At 75.7% G+C, this 18,674-nt stretch carries 9 protein-coding genes, 5 tRNA genes and 1 pseudogene; 7 read left to right on the plus strand and 8 right to left on the minus strand.

From position 1 onward, the window contains the following. Positions 1 to 21 precede the first annotated feature (21 nt). From FHU37_RS28965 to FHU37_RS10610, 3 genes are all read right to left on the minus strand, one after another. Complete coding sequence (locus tag FHU37_RS28965; protein WP_179813961.1) at positions 22 to 2,772, minus strand: ATP-binding protein; 2,751 nt, start codon at positions 2,770 to 2,772, stop codon at positions 22 to 24. Between the two features lie 124 nt (positions 2,773 to 2,896). Next, positions 2,897 to 3,817 carry an NADP-dependent oxidoreductase gene (locus FHU37_RS10605; RefSeq protein ID WP_312892537.1) on the minus strand — a complete coding sequence of 307 codons (921 nt, stop codon included), beginning with the start codon at positions 3,815 to 3,817 and terminating at the stop codon, positions 2,897 to 2,899. 132 nt (positions 3,818 to 3,949) lie between these two features. Beyond that, positions 3,950 to 4,933: a zinc-binding dehydrogenase gene (locus FHU37_RS10610; protein ID WP_179813962.1), complete on the minus strand. Its 984-nt coding sequence runs from the start codon at positions 4,931 to 4,933 to the stop codon at positions 3,950 to 3,952. A 182-nt stretch (positions 4,934 to 5,115) separates the two neighbouring features. Between FHU37_RS10610 and FHU37_RS10615 the strand changes: the two genes are divergently transcribed. After that, positions 5,116 to 6,618 carry an MFS transporter gene (locus FHU37_RS10615; protein ID WP_179813963.1) on the plus strand — a complete coding sequence of 501 codons (1,503 nt, stop codon included), beginning with the start codon at positions 5,116 to 5,118 and terminating at the stop codon, positions 6,616 to 6,618. Between the two features lie 80 nt (positions 6,619 to 6,698). Here the strand turns inward: FHU37_RS10615 and FHU37_RS28050 are convergent. Then, positions 6,699 to 7,868, minus strand: a pseudogene (locus tag FHU37_RS28050) (cation:proton antiporter); the annotation flags it as partial. A gap of 581 nt (positions 7,869 to 8,449) precedes the next feature. On the opposite strand from FHU37_RS28050, the gene FHU37_RS10620 reads away from it, so the two are divergent. Next, positions 8,450 to 10,735 carry a family 2 encapsulin nanocompartment cargo protein terpene cyclase gene (locus FHU37_RS10620; protein WP_179813964.1) on the plus strand — a complete coding sequence of 762 codons (2,286 nt, stop codon included), beginning with the start codon at positions 8,450 to 8,452 and terminating at the stop codon, positions 10,733 to 10,735. Between the two features lie 65 nt (positions 10,736 to 10,800). Here FHU37_RS10620 and FHU37_RS10625 read toward each other — a convergent pair. The 4 genes from FHU37_RS10625 to FHU37_RS10640 form a co-directional block, all read right to left on the minus strand. Continuing rightward, positions 10,801 to 10,873, minus strand: a tRNA-Lys gene (locus tag FHU37_RS10625). A gap of 164 nt (positions 10,874 to 11,037) precedes the next feature. Beyond that, positions 11,038 to 13,365 carry a DEAD/DEAH box helicase gene (locus FHU37_RS10630; protein WP_179813965.1) on the minus strand — a complete coding sequence of 776 codons (2,328 nt, stop codon included), beginning with the start codon at positions 13,363 to 13,365 and terminating at the stop codon, positions 11,038 to 11,040. Between the two features lie 267 nt (positions 13,366 to 13,632). Next, positions 13,633 to 14,547, minus strand: a complete 915-nt coding sequence (locus FHU37_RS10635; protein WP_179813966.1) for a hypothetical protein — start codon at positions 14,545 to 14,547, stop codon at positions 13,633 to 13,635. A 402-nt stretch (positions 14,548 to 14,949) separates the two neighbouring features. Beyond that, a complete protein-coding gene (locus FHU37_RS10640) occupies positions 14,950 to 15,300 on the minus strand; it encodes a metallopeptidase family protein (RefSeq protein WP_179813967.1) in 351 nt (116 codons plus the stop codon). Between the two features lie 205 nt (positions 15,301 to 15,505). On the opposite strand from FHU37_RS10640, the gene FHU37_RS10645 reads away from it, so the two are divergent. The 5 genes from FHU37_RS10645 (at position 15,506) to FHU37_RS10665 (ending at position 17,737) form a co-directional block, all read left to right on the plus strand. Continuing rightward, positions 15,506 to 17,173, plus strand: a complete 1,668-nt coding sequence (locus FHU37_RS10645; protein WP_312892539.1) for a metallophosphoesterase family protein — start codon at positions 15,506 to 15,508, stop codon at positions 17,171 to 17,173. A gap of 144 nt (positions 17,174 to 17,317) precedes the next feature. Continuing rightward, positions 17,318 to 17,390 (plus strand) — tRNA-Glu (locus FHU37_RS10650). A 35-nt stretch (positions 17,391 to 17,425) separates the two neighbouring features. Next, positions 17,426 to 17,500, plus strand: a tRNA-Asp gene (locus FHU37_RS10655). 69 nt (positions 17,501 to 17,569) lie between these two features. Then, positions 17,570 to 17,643: transfer RNA gene (locus FHU37_RS10660), tRNA-Phe, on the plus strand. Between the two features lie 19 nt (positions 17,644 to 17,662). After that, positions 17,663 to 17,737, plus strand: a tRNA-Asp gene (locus FHU37_RS10665). Positions 17,738 to 18,674 lie beyond the last annotated feature (937 nt).

Below are 18,674 nucleotides of genomic sequence, written 5' to 3' on the forward strand. Positions count from 1 at the left end.
CGACCGGACCAGCCAGCCCCCTCACCGCCCACCCAGGTCCAGGCGGGCCAGCTCCGCGCGCGAGGCCACGCCGAGCTTGGGGTAGGCGTTGTACAGGTGGTAGCCGACGGTGCGCGGGCTGAGGAAGAGCTGCGCCCCGATGTCACGGTTGGTCAGGCCGGTGGCCGCCAGCCGCACCACCTGCAGCTCCTGCGGCGTCAGCCGGGCGAAGGGATCCGCCTCCTCCGTCCGGCGCGGCCGGGCCTCACCGGTGGCGCGCAGTTCGGCCCGTGCCCGGTCCGCCCACGGGGTGGCGCAGACGCGCTCGAACACGTCCAGGGCGGAGCGCAGCGGCGGCCGGGCGTCGGCGCGGTGGCCGGCGCGGCGCAACCACTCCCCGTACAGCAGCTCGGTGCGGGCCCGTTCGAAGCTCCGCCCGCCGCGCTCGTGCGGGACGACGGCCTGTTCGTGCAGCGCCACCGCCCGGGCGTAGAGCGGCCCGGCCTCGTCCTCCGGGGCGAGCAGGGCGCGGCAGCGCAGGGTGACGGCTTCGGCCCACGGCTGGCCGGTGGCGCGCGCCCACTCCTCGAAGCGGGCCAGCGCGTGGTGCGCGGGTGCGCCGAGCCGGGCGGCGGCCTCCACGTGGTCGGGGAGCGTGTACAGCACGACGATGCTGTGCCGGGCGGCGTCCGCGCCCAGCTCCTCGCGGCGGCGCAGCGCCTCCTCGTAGCGGCCGGCGCCGAGGTCGAGCAGGGCGAGGGCGCTGGTGGTCCACTCCTCGCCGGGTTCGGTGCGGTGGGCGCGGACGCCGGCGGTGAGGGCGCGGGTGTTCTCCTCGTCGCCCTCGGCGGCGGCCAGGTGGGCGAGCACGCCGCGGGCGTCGTCGGCGAAGTGGATCTGCCCGGTCTCCTCGGCGACCCGCAGCGCCTCGGTGGCGGTGATCCGCGCGTCGTAGTGGCGTCCGCGGAAGAGTTCGACGCGGGCGAGGTCGCGCAGCACCTCCGGGAGCACGCCGACGGCGCCCTGGTCCCGGCACTCCCGTTCCAGGGCGCGGGTCAGCTCCCCGGCGGCGTCGAGGTCGCCGGTGAGTACGGCCCACTCCAGCACGCAGGCGCGTTCCATCGGCCGCAGCCGGCCGAGCACGCCGCCGGGGTCCTCGATGAGTCGGGCCAGCGCGGGGACTCCGGTGGCGGGCTCGCCGCGGGCGATGGCGGCCATGCCGCCGGCGGCCTCGACGAACGGGGTGACGTCCGGTGCCGCCGGCAGTTCCAGCGCGGTGACGCGCGCCGCGGTCTCCTCGGTGGCGGGGAGGTCGCCGGTGGCCCAGATCACGCCCATGGCGTCGAACAGCATGAAGGCCGCCTTGCCGGGCAGGTGGTCGGCCGCCGCGGAGGCGCCCTGCAGCAGCGTGGCGTGCGCCGCCTTGCGCAGGCCGCGGACGTAGGGGGCGAGCGCGCGCACCTGGGCGAGCTCGGCGCGGGCCAGGGGGTCGGTCAGGTGGGGCGCGGCCTGGTCGGCGAGGACGGCGGCGCGTTCGATCCAGCCGGCGTCGGCGGCGGCGCGGGCGGCGAGGGCGAGTCGGCGGGCGCGGTCCCGGGAGTCGGGGCTGAGCTGGGCGGCGCGTTCGCAGGCGGAGGCGACGGCGGCGTAGCCGCCGCGGGCGCGGGCGTGCTCGGCGGTGCGCTCCAGCAGGGAGGCGACGTTCTCGTCGGGTTCGGTGGTGGCGGCGGCGAGGTGCCAGGCGCGCCGGTCGATGTTGCCGACGCACGGCAGGGCCTCGGCGAGGGCGCGGTGGGCGGCGATCCGGCGGGCGACGGGGGCGCCGCGGTAGGCGGCGGTGCGGATCAGCGGGTGCCGGAACATCAGCTGGCCGTCGGTGAGGTGGAGGAGTTCCTTGCGTTCGGCGGGTTCGAGGTCCTCCACCGAGGCGCCGAGCCGGCCGGCGGCGCCGAGCACGACGGCGAGGTCGCAGGTGACCTCGGCGGCGGCGACGAGCAGCAGGGTCTGGGTGGCCTCGGGGAGTGTGCCGATGCGGTCGGCGAAGGTCTGCTGGAGGCGGGTGTGGTTGGGCTGGGCCGCGGCGCGGTGGGCGTAGGCGGGGATCTGGCCCTCGCGCTGGGCGGCGGTGAGTTCGCGCAGGGCGAGCGGGTTGCCGCGGGCCTCGCCGAGGATCTGTTCCCGGGCGTGCCGGGGCAGGTCGCCGGCGTGCTCGTCGAGCAGCGCCGTGGCGGCGGTCTCGTCCAGCCCGGCCAGGCGGAGTTCGGCGATCCCGGGGGCGGGGAAGGGCGGGGCGTGCAGGTCGCGGGCGGCGAACAGCAGGACGACGCCCTCGGCGTCGAGGCGGCGGGCGGCGAACAGCAGGGCGTCGGCGGAGGCGTGGTCGAGCCAGTGCGCGTCGTCGACGACGCACAGCAGCGGGCGTTCGTCGGCGAGTTCGGCGAGCAGGGTGAGCACGGCTAGGCCGACGAGCGGTCGGTCGCCGCCGGGGATCTCCTCCAGGCCGAGGGCGCCGCGCAGGGCCCGGGCCTGCCGGTCGGGGAGGGCGTCCGTGCGGTCGACGGACCGGCCGAGCAGCAGGTGCAGGCCGGCGAAGGGCAGTTCGCTCTCGGACTCGATGCCGGTGGCCCGCAGCACCCGCATGTCGTGGCCGGCCGCGGCGGCGGCGTGGTCCAGCAGGACGGACTTGCCGATGCCGGCCTCGCCGCGGATGACCACGGCGGCGCTGCGACCGGCGCGGGCGCCGGCGAGCAGCGCGTCGATCGCGGCCAGTTCGTCGTCTCTCCCGTGCAGCATGGTCCGAGAGCGTAGGCGAGTCGTGGGAACGGGCGGCCGGCCGTCCGCCTGTGGGACGGCCGGCGGTCACCCGGCAAGCGGTCACATGGGCGGCGGTTACCTGATGGCGATCCCCCGCCGGCGGTCACCGGACGGTGAGCACGATCTTGCCGCGGCCGTGGCCGGTGGCCAGGTCGCGGTGCGCGTCGGCGGCCCGGTCCAGTGGGTAGGTGGCGCGCAGCCGGGGCCGCACCGCCCCGCGCCGGTACAGCTCGACGAGTTCGGCGAGCCGGGCGGCCGTGCGGGTGCCGCCCCAGTCGCGCAGGCCGAGCCGGGCGGCCTCTTCGGTGGCCACCATGGTGATCACCCGGTCGCGGTCCCTGGTCACCTCCACGGCGGCGCGCAGGCCCTCGGGGCCGGCGGCGTCCAGTGCGGCGTCCACCCCGCCGGGCGCCAGCTCGCGGATCCGCTCCACCAGTCCCTCGCCGTAGGCGACCGGCACGGCGCCGAGTTCCCGCAGGTAGTCGTGGTTGGCGGGGCTGGCCGTGCCGATCACGGTGGTGGCGCCCCAGGCGCGGGCGAGCTGCACGGCGAAGGTGCCGAGTCCGCCGGCGGCGCCGCCGATCAGCAGGGTGTCGCCCGGTCCGACGCGCAGTTCGCCCAGCGCCAGGTGGGCGCCCTGCCCGTTGCCGGAGAAGCCGCCGGCGATCTCCCAGGGCATCTCGGCGGGCTTGGCCACCACCTGGTCGGCCGGGACCACGACGTACTCCGCGTAGCCGCCCAGGAGGCCGAAGCCGAGGACGTCCTCGCCGACGGCGCGCCCGGTGACGCCCTCGCCGAGCTGGTCGATCGTGCCGGCGAACTCGTTGCCCGGGACGACCGGGAACCGCGGCGTCACCCCGGGTGGGGACCAGCCGCCGCGCACCCCCAGGTCGAAGGGGAGCACTCCGGCGGCCCGGACGGCGATCCGCACCTGGCCGGGGCCGGCCACCGGCACCGGCAGGTCCATGGGGCGCAGCACCTCGGGGCCGCCGAACTCGGTGAGCGCGGCCGCTCGCATGGTCATGGGGACTCCTCGCTGGTCGGTGGTCGATCGACGGTTGGCACTCGGGGGCTCAGGGACTTCGGTGGGGCTCAAGGGCTCCACGGCTCAGGGGCTTCGAGGTTCAGGGGCTTCGAGGTTCAGGGGCTTCGAGGTTCAGGGGACCAGCACGGCCTTGCCCACGGTGCCCCGCTCCCGCAGGGCGGTGTGCGCGGCCGCCGCCTCGGCCAGCGGGAACTCCTGCACCGCGGGGACGAGCCGGCCGGACGCGGCCTCCGCGAGCGCGCGCTCCTCCAGGCCGCGCAGCCCGCCGGGGGCCCGGAGCAGGCGGGGGCCGAGGGCCACGGTGGCGGTGAGCAGACGGTCGTAGAGGTCCCGGGTGGTGACCTCGGTCGGCGCGCCGGCCGACCAGCCGAACATGACCAGCGTGCCGCCCAGGCCCAGCAGTTCCATGGCCGCCCGGCCGGCGGCGCCGCCGACGCCGTCGAACGCCACCGTCACGTCCTGGCCGCGCAGCGCCTCGCGCACCCGGGCGGGCCAGTCCTCCTCGGTGTAGTCGACGGCGACGTCCGCGCCCAGGGCGCGCACCCGCTCGACCTTGGCCGCGCCCCCGGCCACCCCGACGACGGTGGCGCCGACCCCCCGCGCGGCCTGCACCAGCAGGGTGCCGATGCCGCCGGCGGCGGCCGTCACCAGGACGACGTCGTCGGGCCCGACCGGTGCGACGTGCAGGATGCCGAGGGCGGTCCGGCCGGTCCCGATCATGGCGACGGCGGTGGAGAAGGCCATGCCGTCGGGCAGCGCGTGCACGGCCTCCACCTCGCGGACCGCCAGCTCGGCGTAGCCGCCGTTGGCCAGGCCCAGGTGGGCGACGACGCGGCGGCCGAGCCAGCCGTCGTCGACCCCGGCGCCGACCCGGTCGACCACACCGGCGACCTCGCGGCCGGGGGTGATGGGCAGTTCGGGGAGCGGGAAGGGCAGTTCCTCGGCGGATCCGGCGCGCAGGGCGGTGTCCAGGAGGTGGACGCCGGCGGCCCGCACGGCGATCCGCACCTGCCCGGGGCCCGGCTCCGGGTCCGGGACGCTCTCCAGCCGGAGGTTCTCGGCCGGGCCGAAGGCGTGCAGTCGGATGGCGTGCATGAGGGGCGCTCCGTTCGTTCGGCACCGCGGCGGGGCCGCCGCGGACAGCAAGGAAGCTACGGACGCGCCCGGCTGCCCCGCCTCGGTCGGATGACTGGGTCGGTGACCGGCCGTCGACCGGCCCGCGGACCCAGTCGGGTGACAGAGGCGCCGACCGGCCGCCCGTCCCTAGCGTCGCGGACATGACGAACCGACTCCCCGAACCGCACGACACACCGTCCCCCGCCACCGACGCCGAGCCCCCCGCCAGCGCCACCCCCGCCCCTGCCCCCGCCACCACCCCCACCACCGACGCGCTCGCCCCCGCCGTCGGGCGCACCCGCTGGGGGCCGATCGTCGTCGTGGCGCTGGCGATGCTGATGGTGACCCTGGAGACCAGCCTGTCCGCGGTCACCCTGCCCGCGATCGGCCAGGACCTGGGCGTCCCGGTCGGTGCCACCACCTGGGTGCTGCTGGCCCACAGCCTGCCGATGGCGGCGCTGTCCATCCCGGCCGGGCGCTGGGTGGACCACGCCGACCACCGGGCGGTCTTCCTGCTCGCCGTCACCGGCGTCGGACTGACCAGCGTCCTCGCCTCGGTGGCGCCCTCCTTCTGGCTGCTGCTGACGGCCCGCGTGCTCCAGGGGGTCACCGGGGCGCTGGTGGTCGCCGTCTACATGCCGATCGTCGCCGGCAGCGTGCGGGTGGAGCAGCGGGGCCGTGCGCTGGGCTACGTGGCGACGATCATGCCGGTGGGTTCCATGGCCGGGTCCTCGCTGGGCGGCCTGCTCGCGGACGCCGCCGGCTGGCGCCCGGTCTTCCTGATCAAGCTTCCGGTCCTGCTGGTGGTGCTGTGGCTGGGGCACCGCCTGCTGGCCCGGGGGCGGGCCGGCCTGCCGGCGCCGGACCGCTCGACGCTGGCCGACGCGCTGCTGCTCGGCGGCGCGGTCACCACGCTGCTGCTGGCCCTCCAGCGCGTGCCGGAGGGTCAGGCGCCGCTGGCCGGGCTGCTGGCGGTGGTCGCGGCCGGGCTCGCCGTGTGGTGGGCGCGGCTGGGTTCGTCGCGGCCGGTCATCGCGCTGGTCCGGCGCCCGGCGTACGCGCTGCCACTGCTGTCGGTGCTGCTGATGGGCTCGTTCGTCGGGCTGTCGCTGTTCCTGCTGCCGTTCTTCGTCGCGGAGGTGCTGGACCACGGCCCCGCCACGATGGGGGTGGCGATGATGTTCTTCGTCGGCGGCCTGGCGCTGGGCTCGCCGATCAGCGGGGCGCTGGCCGACCGGCTGCCGGCGCGGCTGATGGTGGCGGCGGGCGGGGCGATGAGCCTGGGCGGGATGGTCTCCACGCTGGCGCTCGGGCCGGGGGCCGGCCTGGCCGACCTGTCCTGGCGGCTGGCCCTGATCGGTCTCGGGCAGGCCGTCTGCCACGTTCCGACCAACACGGCGTTGCTGGCCGCGGCCCCGCCGGACCTGATCGGCACCTCCGGTGGGGTGTCCGCCACGGTCCGCACCGTCGCGTTCACGGTGGGGCCGGCGGTGGCCGCGCTCGCCTACGCCGTCGCCGACGGCGGCGCCGAGGGCTTCCGTGCCGGGGTGGTGGTGCTGGCGGTGCTCCAGGCCCTCGGGGTGCTGGTCGGCGTGGCGGGGGCGCACCCGGCCCGCACGGCCCGCGCGGCCCGTCCGGCCCGCACCCGCGGCGGCGTCGGCTGAGGCTTGACGGCCGCCCGCCCCGGGCCCGACCGCGCCCGGTTCCGCGGCGGCACCTTGGCGACGACCCGCATCAGCGGCGTCACCATGGCGGTGGAGACCAGGGCCATCAGCGCCAGGGCGGTGAACAGCCGGTCGTCGATGATTCCGGCCTGCCGCCCCATGCCGAGGATGACCACCTCGGTCAGCCCTTTCGCGTTCATCAGGATTCCGAGTCCGCGCGCCTCGGCGGACGACAGCCGGAAAAGCCGCGCGGTGCCGGCCACGCTGAGGAATTTCACCGTCCAGGTGACGGCCAGAAACGCGGTGAACTCCGCGAACCCGATCCAGCCGAGTTTCCCAAGATCGAGGGAGAGGCCGGTGGAGACGAAGAACACCGGCAGCAGCAGCGTGCCGATCTGCCGGAACGGGACCTGCACGTCGCGGCGGAGGGCCGGGGTGGTGCGGCGCGGAATGACCAGGCCGAAGGCGAAGGCGCCGAGCGCCGGATGCACGCCGACCGAGGCGGTCACACAGGCGGACAGGAACAGCCCGGCGCTGATCGCGACGAACAGCAGCGAGGAGTGTTCCCGCCGCTCCTCCCGCCGCACCAGCCACGCCAGCGCCGGGCGCACCAGGAACACCATGGCCAGCGCGTACGCGGTGAGCTGCGCCAGCACCAGCAGCAGCCGCCGCGGACCGTGCGCCCCGGCCGCCAGGGTGAGCGCGATGACCATGCACCAGGCGAACAGGTCCCCGGCGGCCGCCCCGGCCATGGACATCGCCCCCACCCGGGTGTGCGCGATCCGGCTGTCCACCAGCACCCGGACCAGCACGGAGAACGCGGTGACGCCGAGCACGGTGCCGACGAACAGCACGAACACCCCGGGCGGCACGTCGTGCCCGCGCAGGTGGTGGCGCAACGGCCCCTGCCGGGCCAGCAGCACGGAGGCGAGCGCCACGCCCACCGCGAACGGCCCGGCCACCGACACGGCGGCGACCGCCGTGAGCGCCGGGCCGTGCCCGCGCAGCAGCCGGAAGTCCAGCTCCCACCCGGCGGTGCACAGGAACAGCACCAGCCCCACCGTGGCGATCACCGCCAGGTGGGGGCGGGCCTGGGGCGGGAACACCAGCAGCGGCAGCCGGTCCCCCAGGTCGCCGGGCAGCAGCCGGAGCAGGCTCGGCACCAGGAACAGGCCGATCGCGATCTCGCCCACGACCGTCGGCTGCCGCACCCGCCGGCACAGCGGAACCAGCAGCACCCCCGAGAGCATGACCACGGCGATGCCGGCCAGCACCACGTGCACGGCGCACGACGCGTCCGTCTCCACCACTGCCCCTCCCGCCCCCACCCGACGACCGGACGCTCCGCGGAAACACGCCGCGCCCCCCTCGCCCAATCGGGATCACCGCGAATCCCACAGGAAAGATACGGTCCCCCGGGAATGCCCGATCCTTCCGGCCGCGCATTTCACCCGTACGGGTTCCGCGCGGCCTGAATTAGTCGCCCGCCCCGTCGCTCGCGTCACTCTCCCCACGTTTCTCACCATTTCTCCGAGGGAAACCCGCCCGCGCCGTGCGCCCGGAATCCCGAAGACCGGGAAACGCCCGTCCGCCCGCCCCGCCGAACCCCGCCCCCGCCACCGCGGCAACCACCGCCGTGCGATCCGCCACCAGCCTCGCGTCCGTCATCCGCCCGCACCGGCCCCCACCCCCCACCACGCTCGAACATCCGGCCGAAATAACGCCCTTCCGCAACCGGGGCCGGAAATCGCCGTTTCCCCACGAGGCCACCGGCGGCCATGTGATCATTCATCACGTCGGAAATCCGCATCGTCGGAAAGGGACAGACGTCGTGGCACAACCGTTCGAACTCCCGGATTTCTATGTGCCGCATCCGGCGCGGCTGAACCCGCACCTGGAACAGGCCCGGGAGCACAGCACGGCGTGGGCGCGCCAGATGGGCATGCTGGAGGGATCCGGCGTGTGGGACCAGCGCGACCTGGACTCCCACGACTACGCCCTGCTGTGCGCCTACACCCACCCGGACGCCTCCGCCGAACGGCTGTCCCTGGTGACCGACTGGTACGTCTGGGTCTTCTTCTTCGACGACCACTTCCTGGAGAAGTTCAAGAAGACCCAGGACCGGGCCGGCGGAAAGGAACACCTCGACCGGCTCCCGCAATTCATGCCGGCGGACCCGGCGGCCGCCATGCCGGAGCCCGCCAACCCCGTCGAGGCCGGACTCGCCGACCTGTGGCGGCGCACCACCCCCCACATGTCCCGCGACTGGCTGACCCGGTTCGCGGAGAGCACCGAGAACCTGCTCAACGAGTCCCTGTGGGAACTGTCCAACATCAACGCGCACCGCGTCCCGAATCCCGTCGAGTACATCGAGATGCGCCGGAAGGTCGGCGGGGCGCCGTGGTCCGCCGGGCTCGTCGAGTTCGCCGTCGGCGCCGAGGTGCCCGCCGCGGTCGCCGGCTCCCGGCCGCTGCGCGTGCTCCGCGACGCCTTCTCCGACGGCGTCCACCTCCGCAACGACCTCTTCTCCTACCAGCGGGAGATCGAGGAGGAGGGCGAGCTCAGCAACGGCGTCCTGGTCCTGGAGACCTTCCTGAAGTGCACCACCCAGCAGGCCGCGGACGCCGTGAACGACCTGCTCACCTCCCGCCTGCGCCAGTTCGAGGACACCGTCGCCACCGAGCTGCCCCCGCTGTTCCTCGAACACCGTCTCGACCCGGCCGCCGTCGCCGACGTCATGGCGTACGTCGGCGGGCTGCAGGACTGGCAGTCCGGCGGCCACGAGTGGCACATGCGCTCCAGCCGCTACATGAACGGCGGCGGGACCGCCGCGACCCCGCGCGCCCTGCCCTTCCTCCCCGAGGGGATCGGCACCTCCGCGCTGCGCCCGGGCCGCGTGACGCCCCGCGCCGTCGCCGCCCGCGTCCGCTCGCACCTGCACACCCCCTACCGCAGGGTCGGCCCGTCGCAGCTGCCGGACTTCTACATGCCGTTCCGCACCACGCTCAGCCCACACCTGGACGCCGCCCGCCGGCACGTCGTGGAGTGGGGAGCCGCCATGGGCATGCTGGAGCCCCAACCCGGCGTGGCCGGCTCGCACATCTGGGACGAGGACATGCTGGCCGGCTACGACCTGCCGCTGTGCGCGGCCGGCATCCACCCGGACGCCTCACCCGAGCAGCTGAACCTCACCTCCGACTGGCTCACCTGGGGCACCTACGCCGACGACTACTTCCCGGTCGTCTTCGGCCGCCCCCGCGACCTCGTCGGCGCCCGCGCCAGCCACGAGCGGCTCGCCGCCTTCATGCCCCTGGACCTCGGCACGCCGCCCACCCCGACCAACGCCCTGGAGCGCGGCCTGGCCGACCTGTGGTCCCGCACCGCCGGCCCGATGGGCGACGACGCCCGGCGCGAGTTCCGCCGGGCCGTGCGGGACATGACGGCCAGTTGGCTGTGGGAACTCGCCAACCAGGCCGCCAACCGCATCCCCGACCCGGTGGACTACGTCGAGATGCGCCGGCTGACCTTCGGCTCCGACCTCACCATGAGCCTCAGCCGGCTGGCCCACGGCCGCCGCGTCCCGCCAGAGGTGTACCGCAGCGGCCCGATCCGCTCCCTGGAGAACGCCGCGGCGGACTACGCCTGCCTGATGAACGACGTCTTCTCGTACCAGAAGGAGATCGAGTACGAGGGCGAGCTGCACAACGGCATCCTCGTGGTGCAGAACTTCTTCGACTGCGACCAGGCCACCGCCCTGCACATCGTGAACGACCTGATGACCTCCCGGATGCGCCAGTTCGAGCACGTCGTCGCCCACGAGCTGCCCGTGCTCTACGACGACCTCGGATTGGACGCCGCCACCCGCCGCGTGCTCGACGGCTACGTCCAGGAGCTGCGCAACTGGCTGGCCGGCATCCTGGGCTGGCACCGCGGCTGCCGCCGCTACCGCGAGGCCGACCTCGGCCGCCACCCCCGCCCCACCCTCACCACACCCCCCACCCCCATCCCCCGCCCAGCCGCCCCCACCCTCGGTGTCCCCGCCCTCAGCGTCCCAGCCCTCGGCGTCCCAGCCCTCGGCACCTCCGCCCTCCGCCTCCCCACCCCCCTCGCCCGCTGACCCCGACCCAGACCCCGAGAACGCCGAAAGCCCAGGTCAGCCAGTGCTGACCTGGGCTTCGTCGGTAGGGCGCCAGGGGATCGAACCCTGAACCCACGGATTAAAAGTCCGCTGCTCTGCCAGTTGAGCTAGCGCCCCTCGGCGTGCCGGGGCCTTCCGGGGCGGAAGGCCGCGCGGGTTGCCGGGTCCAGCGTAGCGGGCGACGGGGGTGGCACGTGCGGGTGTTCCGCCCGGTGGCGTCACGCCGGTGCCGCGGGCGGGCGGCGGGACGGGTGGTCCCGCCGCCCGCCCGGGAGGGGGCGTCAGCCGTTGCGCTTCCAGCGCGGCTTGCGGTCGCGGTCGGCGCCGAAGGGGCCGCGGTCGTCACGACGGTCGTCGCGGCGGTTGGTGGGGCGGTCCCGGTCGCGGTCGCGGTCGCCGAAGCGGTTGGTCGGGCGGTCACCGAAGCGGCGCTCGCCACGCTCCCGGTCGTCACGGCGGTCGTCACGACGGTCACGGGAGAACGGGCGGTCACGGTCGTCACGACGGTCGCGCGAGAAGCGGTCGCGGTCGCGGTCGCCGAAGCGGTCCCGGTCGCCGAAGCGGTCGCGGTCGCGGTCGCCGAAGCGGTTGGTCGGGCGGTCACCGAAGCGGCGCTCGCCACGCTCCCGGTCGTCACGGCGGTCGTCACGACGGTCGCGCGAGAAGGGACGCTCGCGGTCGTCACGACGGTCGCGGGAGAACGGGCGCTCGCGGTCGTCACGGCGGTCGCGGGAGAAGCGGTCCCGGTCCCGGTCGCGGTCGCCGAAGCGGTCGCGGGAGAACGAGCGGTCGCGGTCCCGGTCACCGCGGTCGCCGCGGTCGTCACGACGGTCGCGGGAGAACGGGCGCTCGGAGCGCTCGAACCGCTCCGGCCGCTCCGATCGCTCCGGCCGCTCGACGGCCTCGGTCCGCTCGGGGCGCTGGACGCGCTCCGGGGCGGCGGCCTCGGCCTGGGCCGGGATGGTGACGTCGGCGGTGGCCGGAGCCGGCGCCGCGGCGTCCGCGGTGGCGTCCGCGGGCTCCTCGGCGGTCAGACCCAGCCGGGCGCGCTCCGCGGCGGCCTTGGAGGCCAGGAAGTCCGCGGTCTCCCGCAGCTCGGCGGCGCGCCGCTCGCTGCGCTCCAGGCGGCGCCGCAGCTCCTCGACGTCCTCCTCGGCGGTGCGGGCGGCCAGGCCGGCGGCCTCCGCCTGCACCTCCACCAGCGAGCGGGCGCCGGTGATGCGCACCAGTTCGGGGTCGAAGGAGCCGCCCACGACGTGCCGGGCGGCGTCCACGCCGGCGTCCTCCAGCAGCCGGAAGACGCTCCGGCGCTGGTGCGGCAGCACCAGGGTGACGACGGTGCCGGACTGTCCGGCCCGGGCGGTGCGGCCGGCCCGGTGCAGGTAGTCCTTGGGGTCGCCGGCCGGGTCGACGTTCAGCACCAGGTCGATGCCGTCCACGTGGATGCCGCGCGCGGCGACGTCCGTGGCGACCAGCACGTTGACCAGGCCGTCCTTGAAGTCGGCCAGGGTGCGGGTGCGGGCGCCCTGGGTCATGCCGCCGTGCAGGGCCTCGGCGCGGGCGCCGGCCTCGCGCAGCTGCTCGGCGACGCGGTCGGCGCCGAGCTGGGTGCGCACGAAGACGATGGTGCGGCCCTTGCGGGAGGCGATGGCGGCGGTGATCGGCGCCTTGTCCTTGGGCTTCACCACCAGCAGGTGGTGGCTCATGGTGGTGACGGCTCCGGCGGACGGGTCCACCTCGTGCGTCACCGGCGACTGCAGGTAGCGCTTGACCAGGGTGTCGATCTCGTTCTCCAGCGTGGCGGAGAACAGCATCCGCTGGCCGCCCGGCGGGACCAGGTCCAGCAGCTGGGTGACCTCGGGCAGGAAGCCCATGTCGGCCATCTGGTCGGCCTCGTCCAGGACGGCGACGCTGACCTCGTCCAGCGAGGCGGCGCCCCGGTCCACCAGGTCCTGCAGGCGGCCGGGGGTGGCCACCAGAATGTCCACGCCGCGCTCCAGCGCGTAGATCTGACGCTGCATCGAGGTGCCGCCGCAGACCACCTTCAGGTCCAGGCCGAGCACGTCGCCGTACGGCTCCAGGGCGTCGGAGACCTGCATGGCCAGCTCGCGGGTGGGCGTGAGGATCAGGCCGCGCGGGCGCTTGGCCCGGGTGCTGCCGCCCGCCAGGCGGGTGAGCAGCGGCAGGCCGAAGCTGAGCGTCTTGCCGGAGCCGGTGCGGCCGCGGCCGAGCACGTCGCGGCCGGCCAGGGCGTCCGGGATGGTGGCGGCCTGGATGGGGAACGGCACGGTCACGCCGCGCTCGGCGAGCGCCCGGACGATCTCCGCGGGCAGGCCGAGGTCGGCGAAGGTCGGGGCGGTGTCGGCCTCGTCGGAGGCGGCCTCGCCGGCGCCGGCCTCGTCGGAGGCGGCCTCGTCGGAGACGGGCGCGTCCACGGAGGTCGCGTCGGCGTCCGTCGCGTCGGCGGCGTCGAGGGGGGTCTCCTCGGCGGACGGGGCGGTGGTGGTCTCGGGGAGTTCGGTGGTGGTGATGTCGCCGGGGACCGGGGCCGTCGCCTCGGACGGGGCGTCCGTGGGCAGGGCAGACCGGTCGACGGTGGTGAACGTCATGCGGAACCTTCCGGGAGATGGCGACGCCCGGACCGCGCAGTACAGCCGAGAACCGCCTCAATGCGGTCAGCCACGGAACACCGGAACGCGCCAGCGGCGCCGAGTTGGGAGGCAGCGCCGGAACTGGGAGTCAAACGATCTGCCAAGATACTTCGTCCGGACGAACAGCGGCAAATCAGTTCATCTGGCGCGGTCCTCGGCGTGGCGCGGCCGAGGTGTCCCGGTCGGCCCGCGACGGTACCGGTCGGCGCCCGCGCGGGGCCCGGATCAGCCCCGGGGCGGCGCCGTCTTGACGCCCGGGCCCGGCTCCGTCCCCCCGCCGCCGGAGGCGGCGTCCGCGTCGCCGGTGGAGCCGCTCCCGGAGTCGCCGCCGGAGGAGCCCGAGCCGTCGGAGCCGCCGGACGCCCCGGAGGAGCCGTCGCCGGAGCCGCCGTCCGTGCCGTCGGAGCCACCGGCGTCCGAGCCGGACGCGCTGCCGTCCGAGCCCACCGTACTGCCGTCGCCGGAGCCGCCGGTCGAGCCGTCGTGGCCGCCGGCGTCACCGGAACCGCCGACCGCGCCGGAGGGGTCCGAGCCGGAGCCCGCGGTGGCGTCGCCCGCGCCGGACGAGCCGCTCGGGGAGCCGGACGCGCCGCCGTCCCCGCCGTCGGAGCCGCCGGCGCCCGAGGTGGTCCCGGCCGATGGGCCGGCGGAGGGGCCGCCCGTGCCGGTGGAGCCGCCGGCGGCGGTGCCCGAGCCGGCGGTGGTGGAGCCGGACGCGTCCTGGCCGCCGGCCGCCGCGCCGGCCTCCCCGGCGCGCTCGGCGCCGTTCCGCGCGCCGCCCGCGTCCTCGGCGGCCCGGCCGTCCGCGGCGGACGGCTCGGCCCCGTCGGGCTCGGACGCGGCGGTGCCACCGGCCACCCGCATGGAGCCGGCGTCACCGCTGCCGGCGACCGTGGCCCCGTCGAGCCCTGCGGAGGTGCCGGAGGTGCTCGCGGCGCCGGCGCCCGCGGAGGCCCCGGCGTCCCGGCCGAAGCCGGCCGGTGCCGGGCTCACCGAGGCGGCCGGGTCCACCGCGTCGTCCGGACGGACCTCCATGCAGCCGGCCAGCGTCGGCGTCGTACACGCCGCCAGGCCGGCCAGCAGCCACGACGCCGCCCTTCGCGGCCGTCCGGCGGCGCCACGGGGGGAATGCTGCACCACGGTCATCTGGCGCCTCTCGTCCGGCGGTCGTCCTCGGCAGGCGTCCGCGGGGAGCCGACGCCGCGGGGCCGGAACCCACGGTCGCCGGCCACCCGGCTCCTGGTCGGAACAACGGTCGCGGGGCGGGAAGGACACGCCCCGGGCGCGGATCGGGTGAGGAAACGGAGACGGGCGGGAGGGCCGGGGGCGACGGGGCCGGCGGAGCAGGCGGGGTGCTTGGAGACGGGTGGAACGGGTGGGGCGGCAGGCGGGCCTCCCCCGGCCGGTCCACGAGCCTCGCCGACCGGGAGGCGGGCTCCTCGACCGGGCGGCGGGCTCCCCCGGTCAGACCGCGGACTCCCCCGCCCGGGCGGCGGACCTCCCCGGCCGGACGGCGGGGCCGGGCCGCGCGGAAGGCACCGGTCAGCCGTAGCCGAGCTCGTGCAGGCGGGCGTCGTCGATCCCGAAGTGGTGGGCGATCTCGTGCACCACGGTCACCTCCGTCTCGGCCACCACGTCCTCCAGCGTCTCGCAGACCCGCAGGGTGGGATTGCGGTAGATGGTGATGCGGTCGGGCAGCACGCCCGCGTACCACTCGCCCCGCTCGGTCAGCGGGGTCCCCTCGTACAGACCGAGCAGGTCCGGATCCGACGGGTCCGGATCGTCCTCGACGAAGATCGCCACGTTGTCCATCAGGCGCGTCAGCTCCGGGGGGATCCGGTCCAGGGCCTCCCCCACGAGCTCCTCGAACTGCTCCCGCGAAATCTCCAGCACGCGCCCATTGTCGGGCCGGCCGCCCCGCCACGGAACTCCGCCACCCCGTCCACCGGCCACCGCCCGCTCCGGCCCGTCCCCGCCCCCGGCACGCGCGAGCACCCGGACCACCCGTCCGATCCACCCCGGTCAGTGTGGATTTCGCCACCTCGGGGCAGGTGTCCCCCGGACCCGACCGCCCGCCCATCTGCAAGGAGGCGAACCCGTGGAGCACCACGCCCGGCCGGGCGGCGGGGCCACCGCCGTCCCGCGCGGCCGCGTCGGCCGCGCCCTGCGCCGCGTCCGCCAGGCCCTCGGCGCGCCGGCGCCACGCCGCGCGGCGCTGGTCGTGCTCGCCGCCGCGATCGGCGGGTGGCTCGGCATGCTGCTGCTGGGCGGGACGGACGCCCGGGTCGGCCCGGTGGACACCTCGATGTCGCTCCGCCCCGCCTGGAGCGGCGGCACCACGGTCGACATCCCGCCGCTGGGCTCCCTGGAGCTGGCCACCCACTACGGGCCGCTGCGGCTCGACGTGGACGTCACCCGGCTGGACGTGGCCGCGGCGCAGGCCATCGTGGAGCGGCCGGAGCAGCTCACCGGCCTGCAGGAGCGGATCACCGCGGACGTCTCCGCGGCCGTCCGCGAGCTGGTGGTCCGCTCGGTGCTCGCCGCGCTGCTCGGCGCGGCCGTCGCCGGCTGGCTGGTGACCCGGCGGCCCCGACGGGCGCTGCTGAGCGGCGGGGTGTGCCTCGGCATGCTGGTGGCCGGCGCGGGCACGGCGGTGGCCAGCTGGAACCCGACCTCGGTGCTGGAGCCGAAGTTCACCGGGCTGCTCGCCTCGGCGCCGTCCGTCGTGGGCAGCGCGCGCTCGATCGTCACCGAGTTCGACGTCTACGGCGAGGAACTGGCCAAGCTGGTCACCAACGTGACCACGCTCTACGAGACCGCCTCCACCCTGCCGACGTTCTCCCCCGACCCGGGCACCGTGCGGGTGCTGCACGTCTCCGACATCCACCTCAACCCGGCCGCCTGGGACGTCATCCGCTCGCTGACCGAGCAGTACCAGGCGGACGTGATCATCGACTCCGGCGACCTGATGGACCACGGGACCAGCGCCGAGAACGCCTTCGCGGGCGAGATCGAGACGCTCGGCGCGCCGTACGTCTGGGTGCGCGGCAACCACGACTCGCTGGTCACCCAGCGGGCCGTCGAGCAGCAGGAGAACGCGATCGTGCTGGACCGGGGCGCCACCACCGAGATCGCCGGGCTCACCATCGCCGGCTGGGGCGATCCGGTGTTCACCCCGGACCGCACCACCGACCAGGGGTCCGTGGAGGAGCTGGAGCGGCAGGCCGGCCAGGAGTTCGCGCAGACGCTCCGCGAACGGGAGGAGGCCGACCCGGACAGCCGGCCGGACATCGCGGTGGCGCACGAGCCGACGATGGCGCGCGAGCTGGACGGTCTGGCCGACCTGGTGCTCTCGGGGCACACCCACACCCGCTCCACCGAGGTGCTGCCGGGCGGCACCCGGCTGATGGTGCAGGGCTCCACGGGCGGCGCCGGCCTGCGGGCGCTGGAGGGCGAGGAACCCACCCCGGTTCAGCTGTCGGTGCTCTACCTCGACCGGGACACCGGGGAGCTCCAGGCGTGGGACGACATCGAGCTCGGCGGGCTGGGCCAGACGACGGCGGAGATCTCCCGGCACCTGGCCAGCGAGCCGCCCGTGCCGCCCGAGGAGGGCGTCTCGCCGTCCCCCTCCCCCACCAGCCCGACGCCGACCGCCCCGACGCCCACCGCGCCCGCCACGCCGACGGTCCCGTCCCCGGCCGCGCCGCGGACCAGCACGCCCACGCCCCTCGGCCCCTCGCCCGCCCCCACCCCGGAGGGCGGCTGAGCCCGTCCGTAGCCCGGCCGGGGGACCGCCCCGAACAGCCGCCCGAACACCGGGGCCGAACCGCCGGGAGAAGAGTTTTGGTGTTCGGCCCCGCATCCCATATGCTTCTCACGTCCCCGACGGCAACCGCCGGGTGGGCCATCAGCCCTCATCGTCTAGTGGCCCAGGACGCCGCCCTTTCAAGGCGGTAGCACGGGTTCGAATCCCGTTGGGGGCACGCAACACCCTGTGTGCAGGAGCCATCTGCACCCTGGTCCCGTGGAGCAGTTTGGAGTGCTCGCCACCCTGTCAAGGTGGAGGCCGCGGGTTCAAATCCCGTCGGGACCGCAGGTTTCGGTACCCCCCGAAACCGTCGCGGCGAAGTAACGTGGAGGTACGCCTCCTCGTCTTCGAAACGGCCAGGTAGCTCAGTTGGTACGAGCGTCCGCCTGAAAAGCGGAAGGTCGCCGGTTCGACCCCGGCCCTGGCCACGCGGACTGCACCGCACCTGGTCCCGTGGAGCAGTTTGGAGTGCTCGCCACCCTGTCAAGGTGGAGGCCGCGGGTTCAAATCCCGTCGGGACCGCATGAGATCGGCCCGGATTCCTCGTGAGTCCGGGCCGATGTGCTGCCCGCTCCGGTCGTGGCCGTCGCCGGCCCGCCGCCGGGGTCCAGGGTTCCGGGACCGCCCCTTCCCCGACCGGTGGGCGGTCCCGGACGGCATCCCCCCTCCCGCCTCCGGCCACCCCGCCCCCACGCCGCCGCGCCCCGGGCCACCCCGCCCCTGAGCACCGAGCCCTCGAGCACCGCGCCGCTGGGCAGCGCGCCCCTGAACGCCGGGCCGTGGCCACCTCTCCCCGGCGCCTCGCCGCCTCCGCGACCTTCTCCGTGCCGCACGTCCCGCGCGCCCCGCAGGCCCGCCGCTCCCGCCGCCCGGGCCGGCGGCGGGCCGTCCCCGCACCGGTCCGACCGGGCGCGGGGGCATGGCCGGATCGGGCCGTCACGCTGCCTCTCCGCCCCCCGCTCGGTCACGCAGCGCACACGACGCTCGCCGGCAGGCCGCCCCGGGGGAGTGACAGAGGAACGTCCGAGCGTCGAATGGAAGTGCCAGAGCACCCGATTCGACTGTGAGTCAGATCACAAAATCCGTTTCCAGGCTGGCGCTCCGGCACCTGACACGGCATAGGCACAATTTTATATATGACATATCAGCCACGCCGGGCCCCGGCGGCGCCCGCCCGCCACCCCGCGGCGCCGCCGCCGGAGCGGGTCCGGCCACCTCGGGCGCAAGCCTGCCTTCCGTGGCGGAATCCCGCCCCTTCACCGGCCGGGGCAGCCGGGGGGTAGGGAAAGCGCTCCCAGAGGCTCCCAGGGCCCTCCAGGGGCCGTTTGGGGGCCATTTGAGGGCTAACGACGGCCTCTCGCCGGGCAACGACGGGTTCGTCCCGCGCGATCCCCTTGCGCCCGGAACCGCCCGCGATCGGTCCCGCTTGACTCCGCACGCCCGAACGACCCCGTGCCGG

The sequence above is a fragment of the Allostreptomyces psammosilenae genome, from assembly GCF_013407765.1.
In the GTDB taxonomy this organism is placed as follows: domain Bacteria; phylum Actinomycetota; class Actinomycetes; order Streptomycetales; family Streptomycetaceae; genus Allostreptomyces; species Allostreptomyces psammosilenae.

Excerpts from the sequence above, each read along its gene's own strand:
- FHU37_RS28965 (WP_179813961.1), bottom strand. The coding sequence starts at position 2,772 with ATGCTGCACGGGAGAGACGACGAACTGGCCGCGATCGACGCGCTGCTC.
- FHU37_RS10630 (WP_179813965.1), bottom strand. The coding sequence starts at position 13,365 with ATGACGTTCACCACCGTCGACCGGTCTGCCCTGCCCACGGACGCCCCG.
- FHU37_RS10610 (WP_179813962.1), bottom strand. The coding sequence starts at position 4,933 with ATGCACGCCATCCGACTGCACGCCTTCGGCCCGGCCGAGAACCTCCGG.
- FHU37_RS10605 (WP_312892537.1), bottom strand. The coding sequence starts at position 3,817 with ATGACCATGCGAGCGGCCGCGCTCACCGAGTTCGGCGGCCCCGAGGTG.
- FHU37_RS10615 (WP_179813963.1), top strand. The coding sequence starts at position 5,116 with ATGACGAACCGACTCCCCGAACCGCACGACACACCGTCCCCCGCCACC.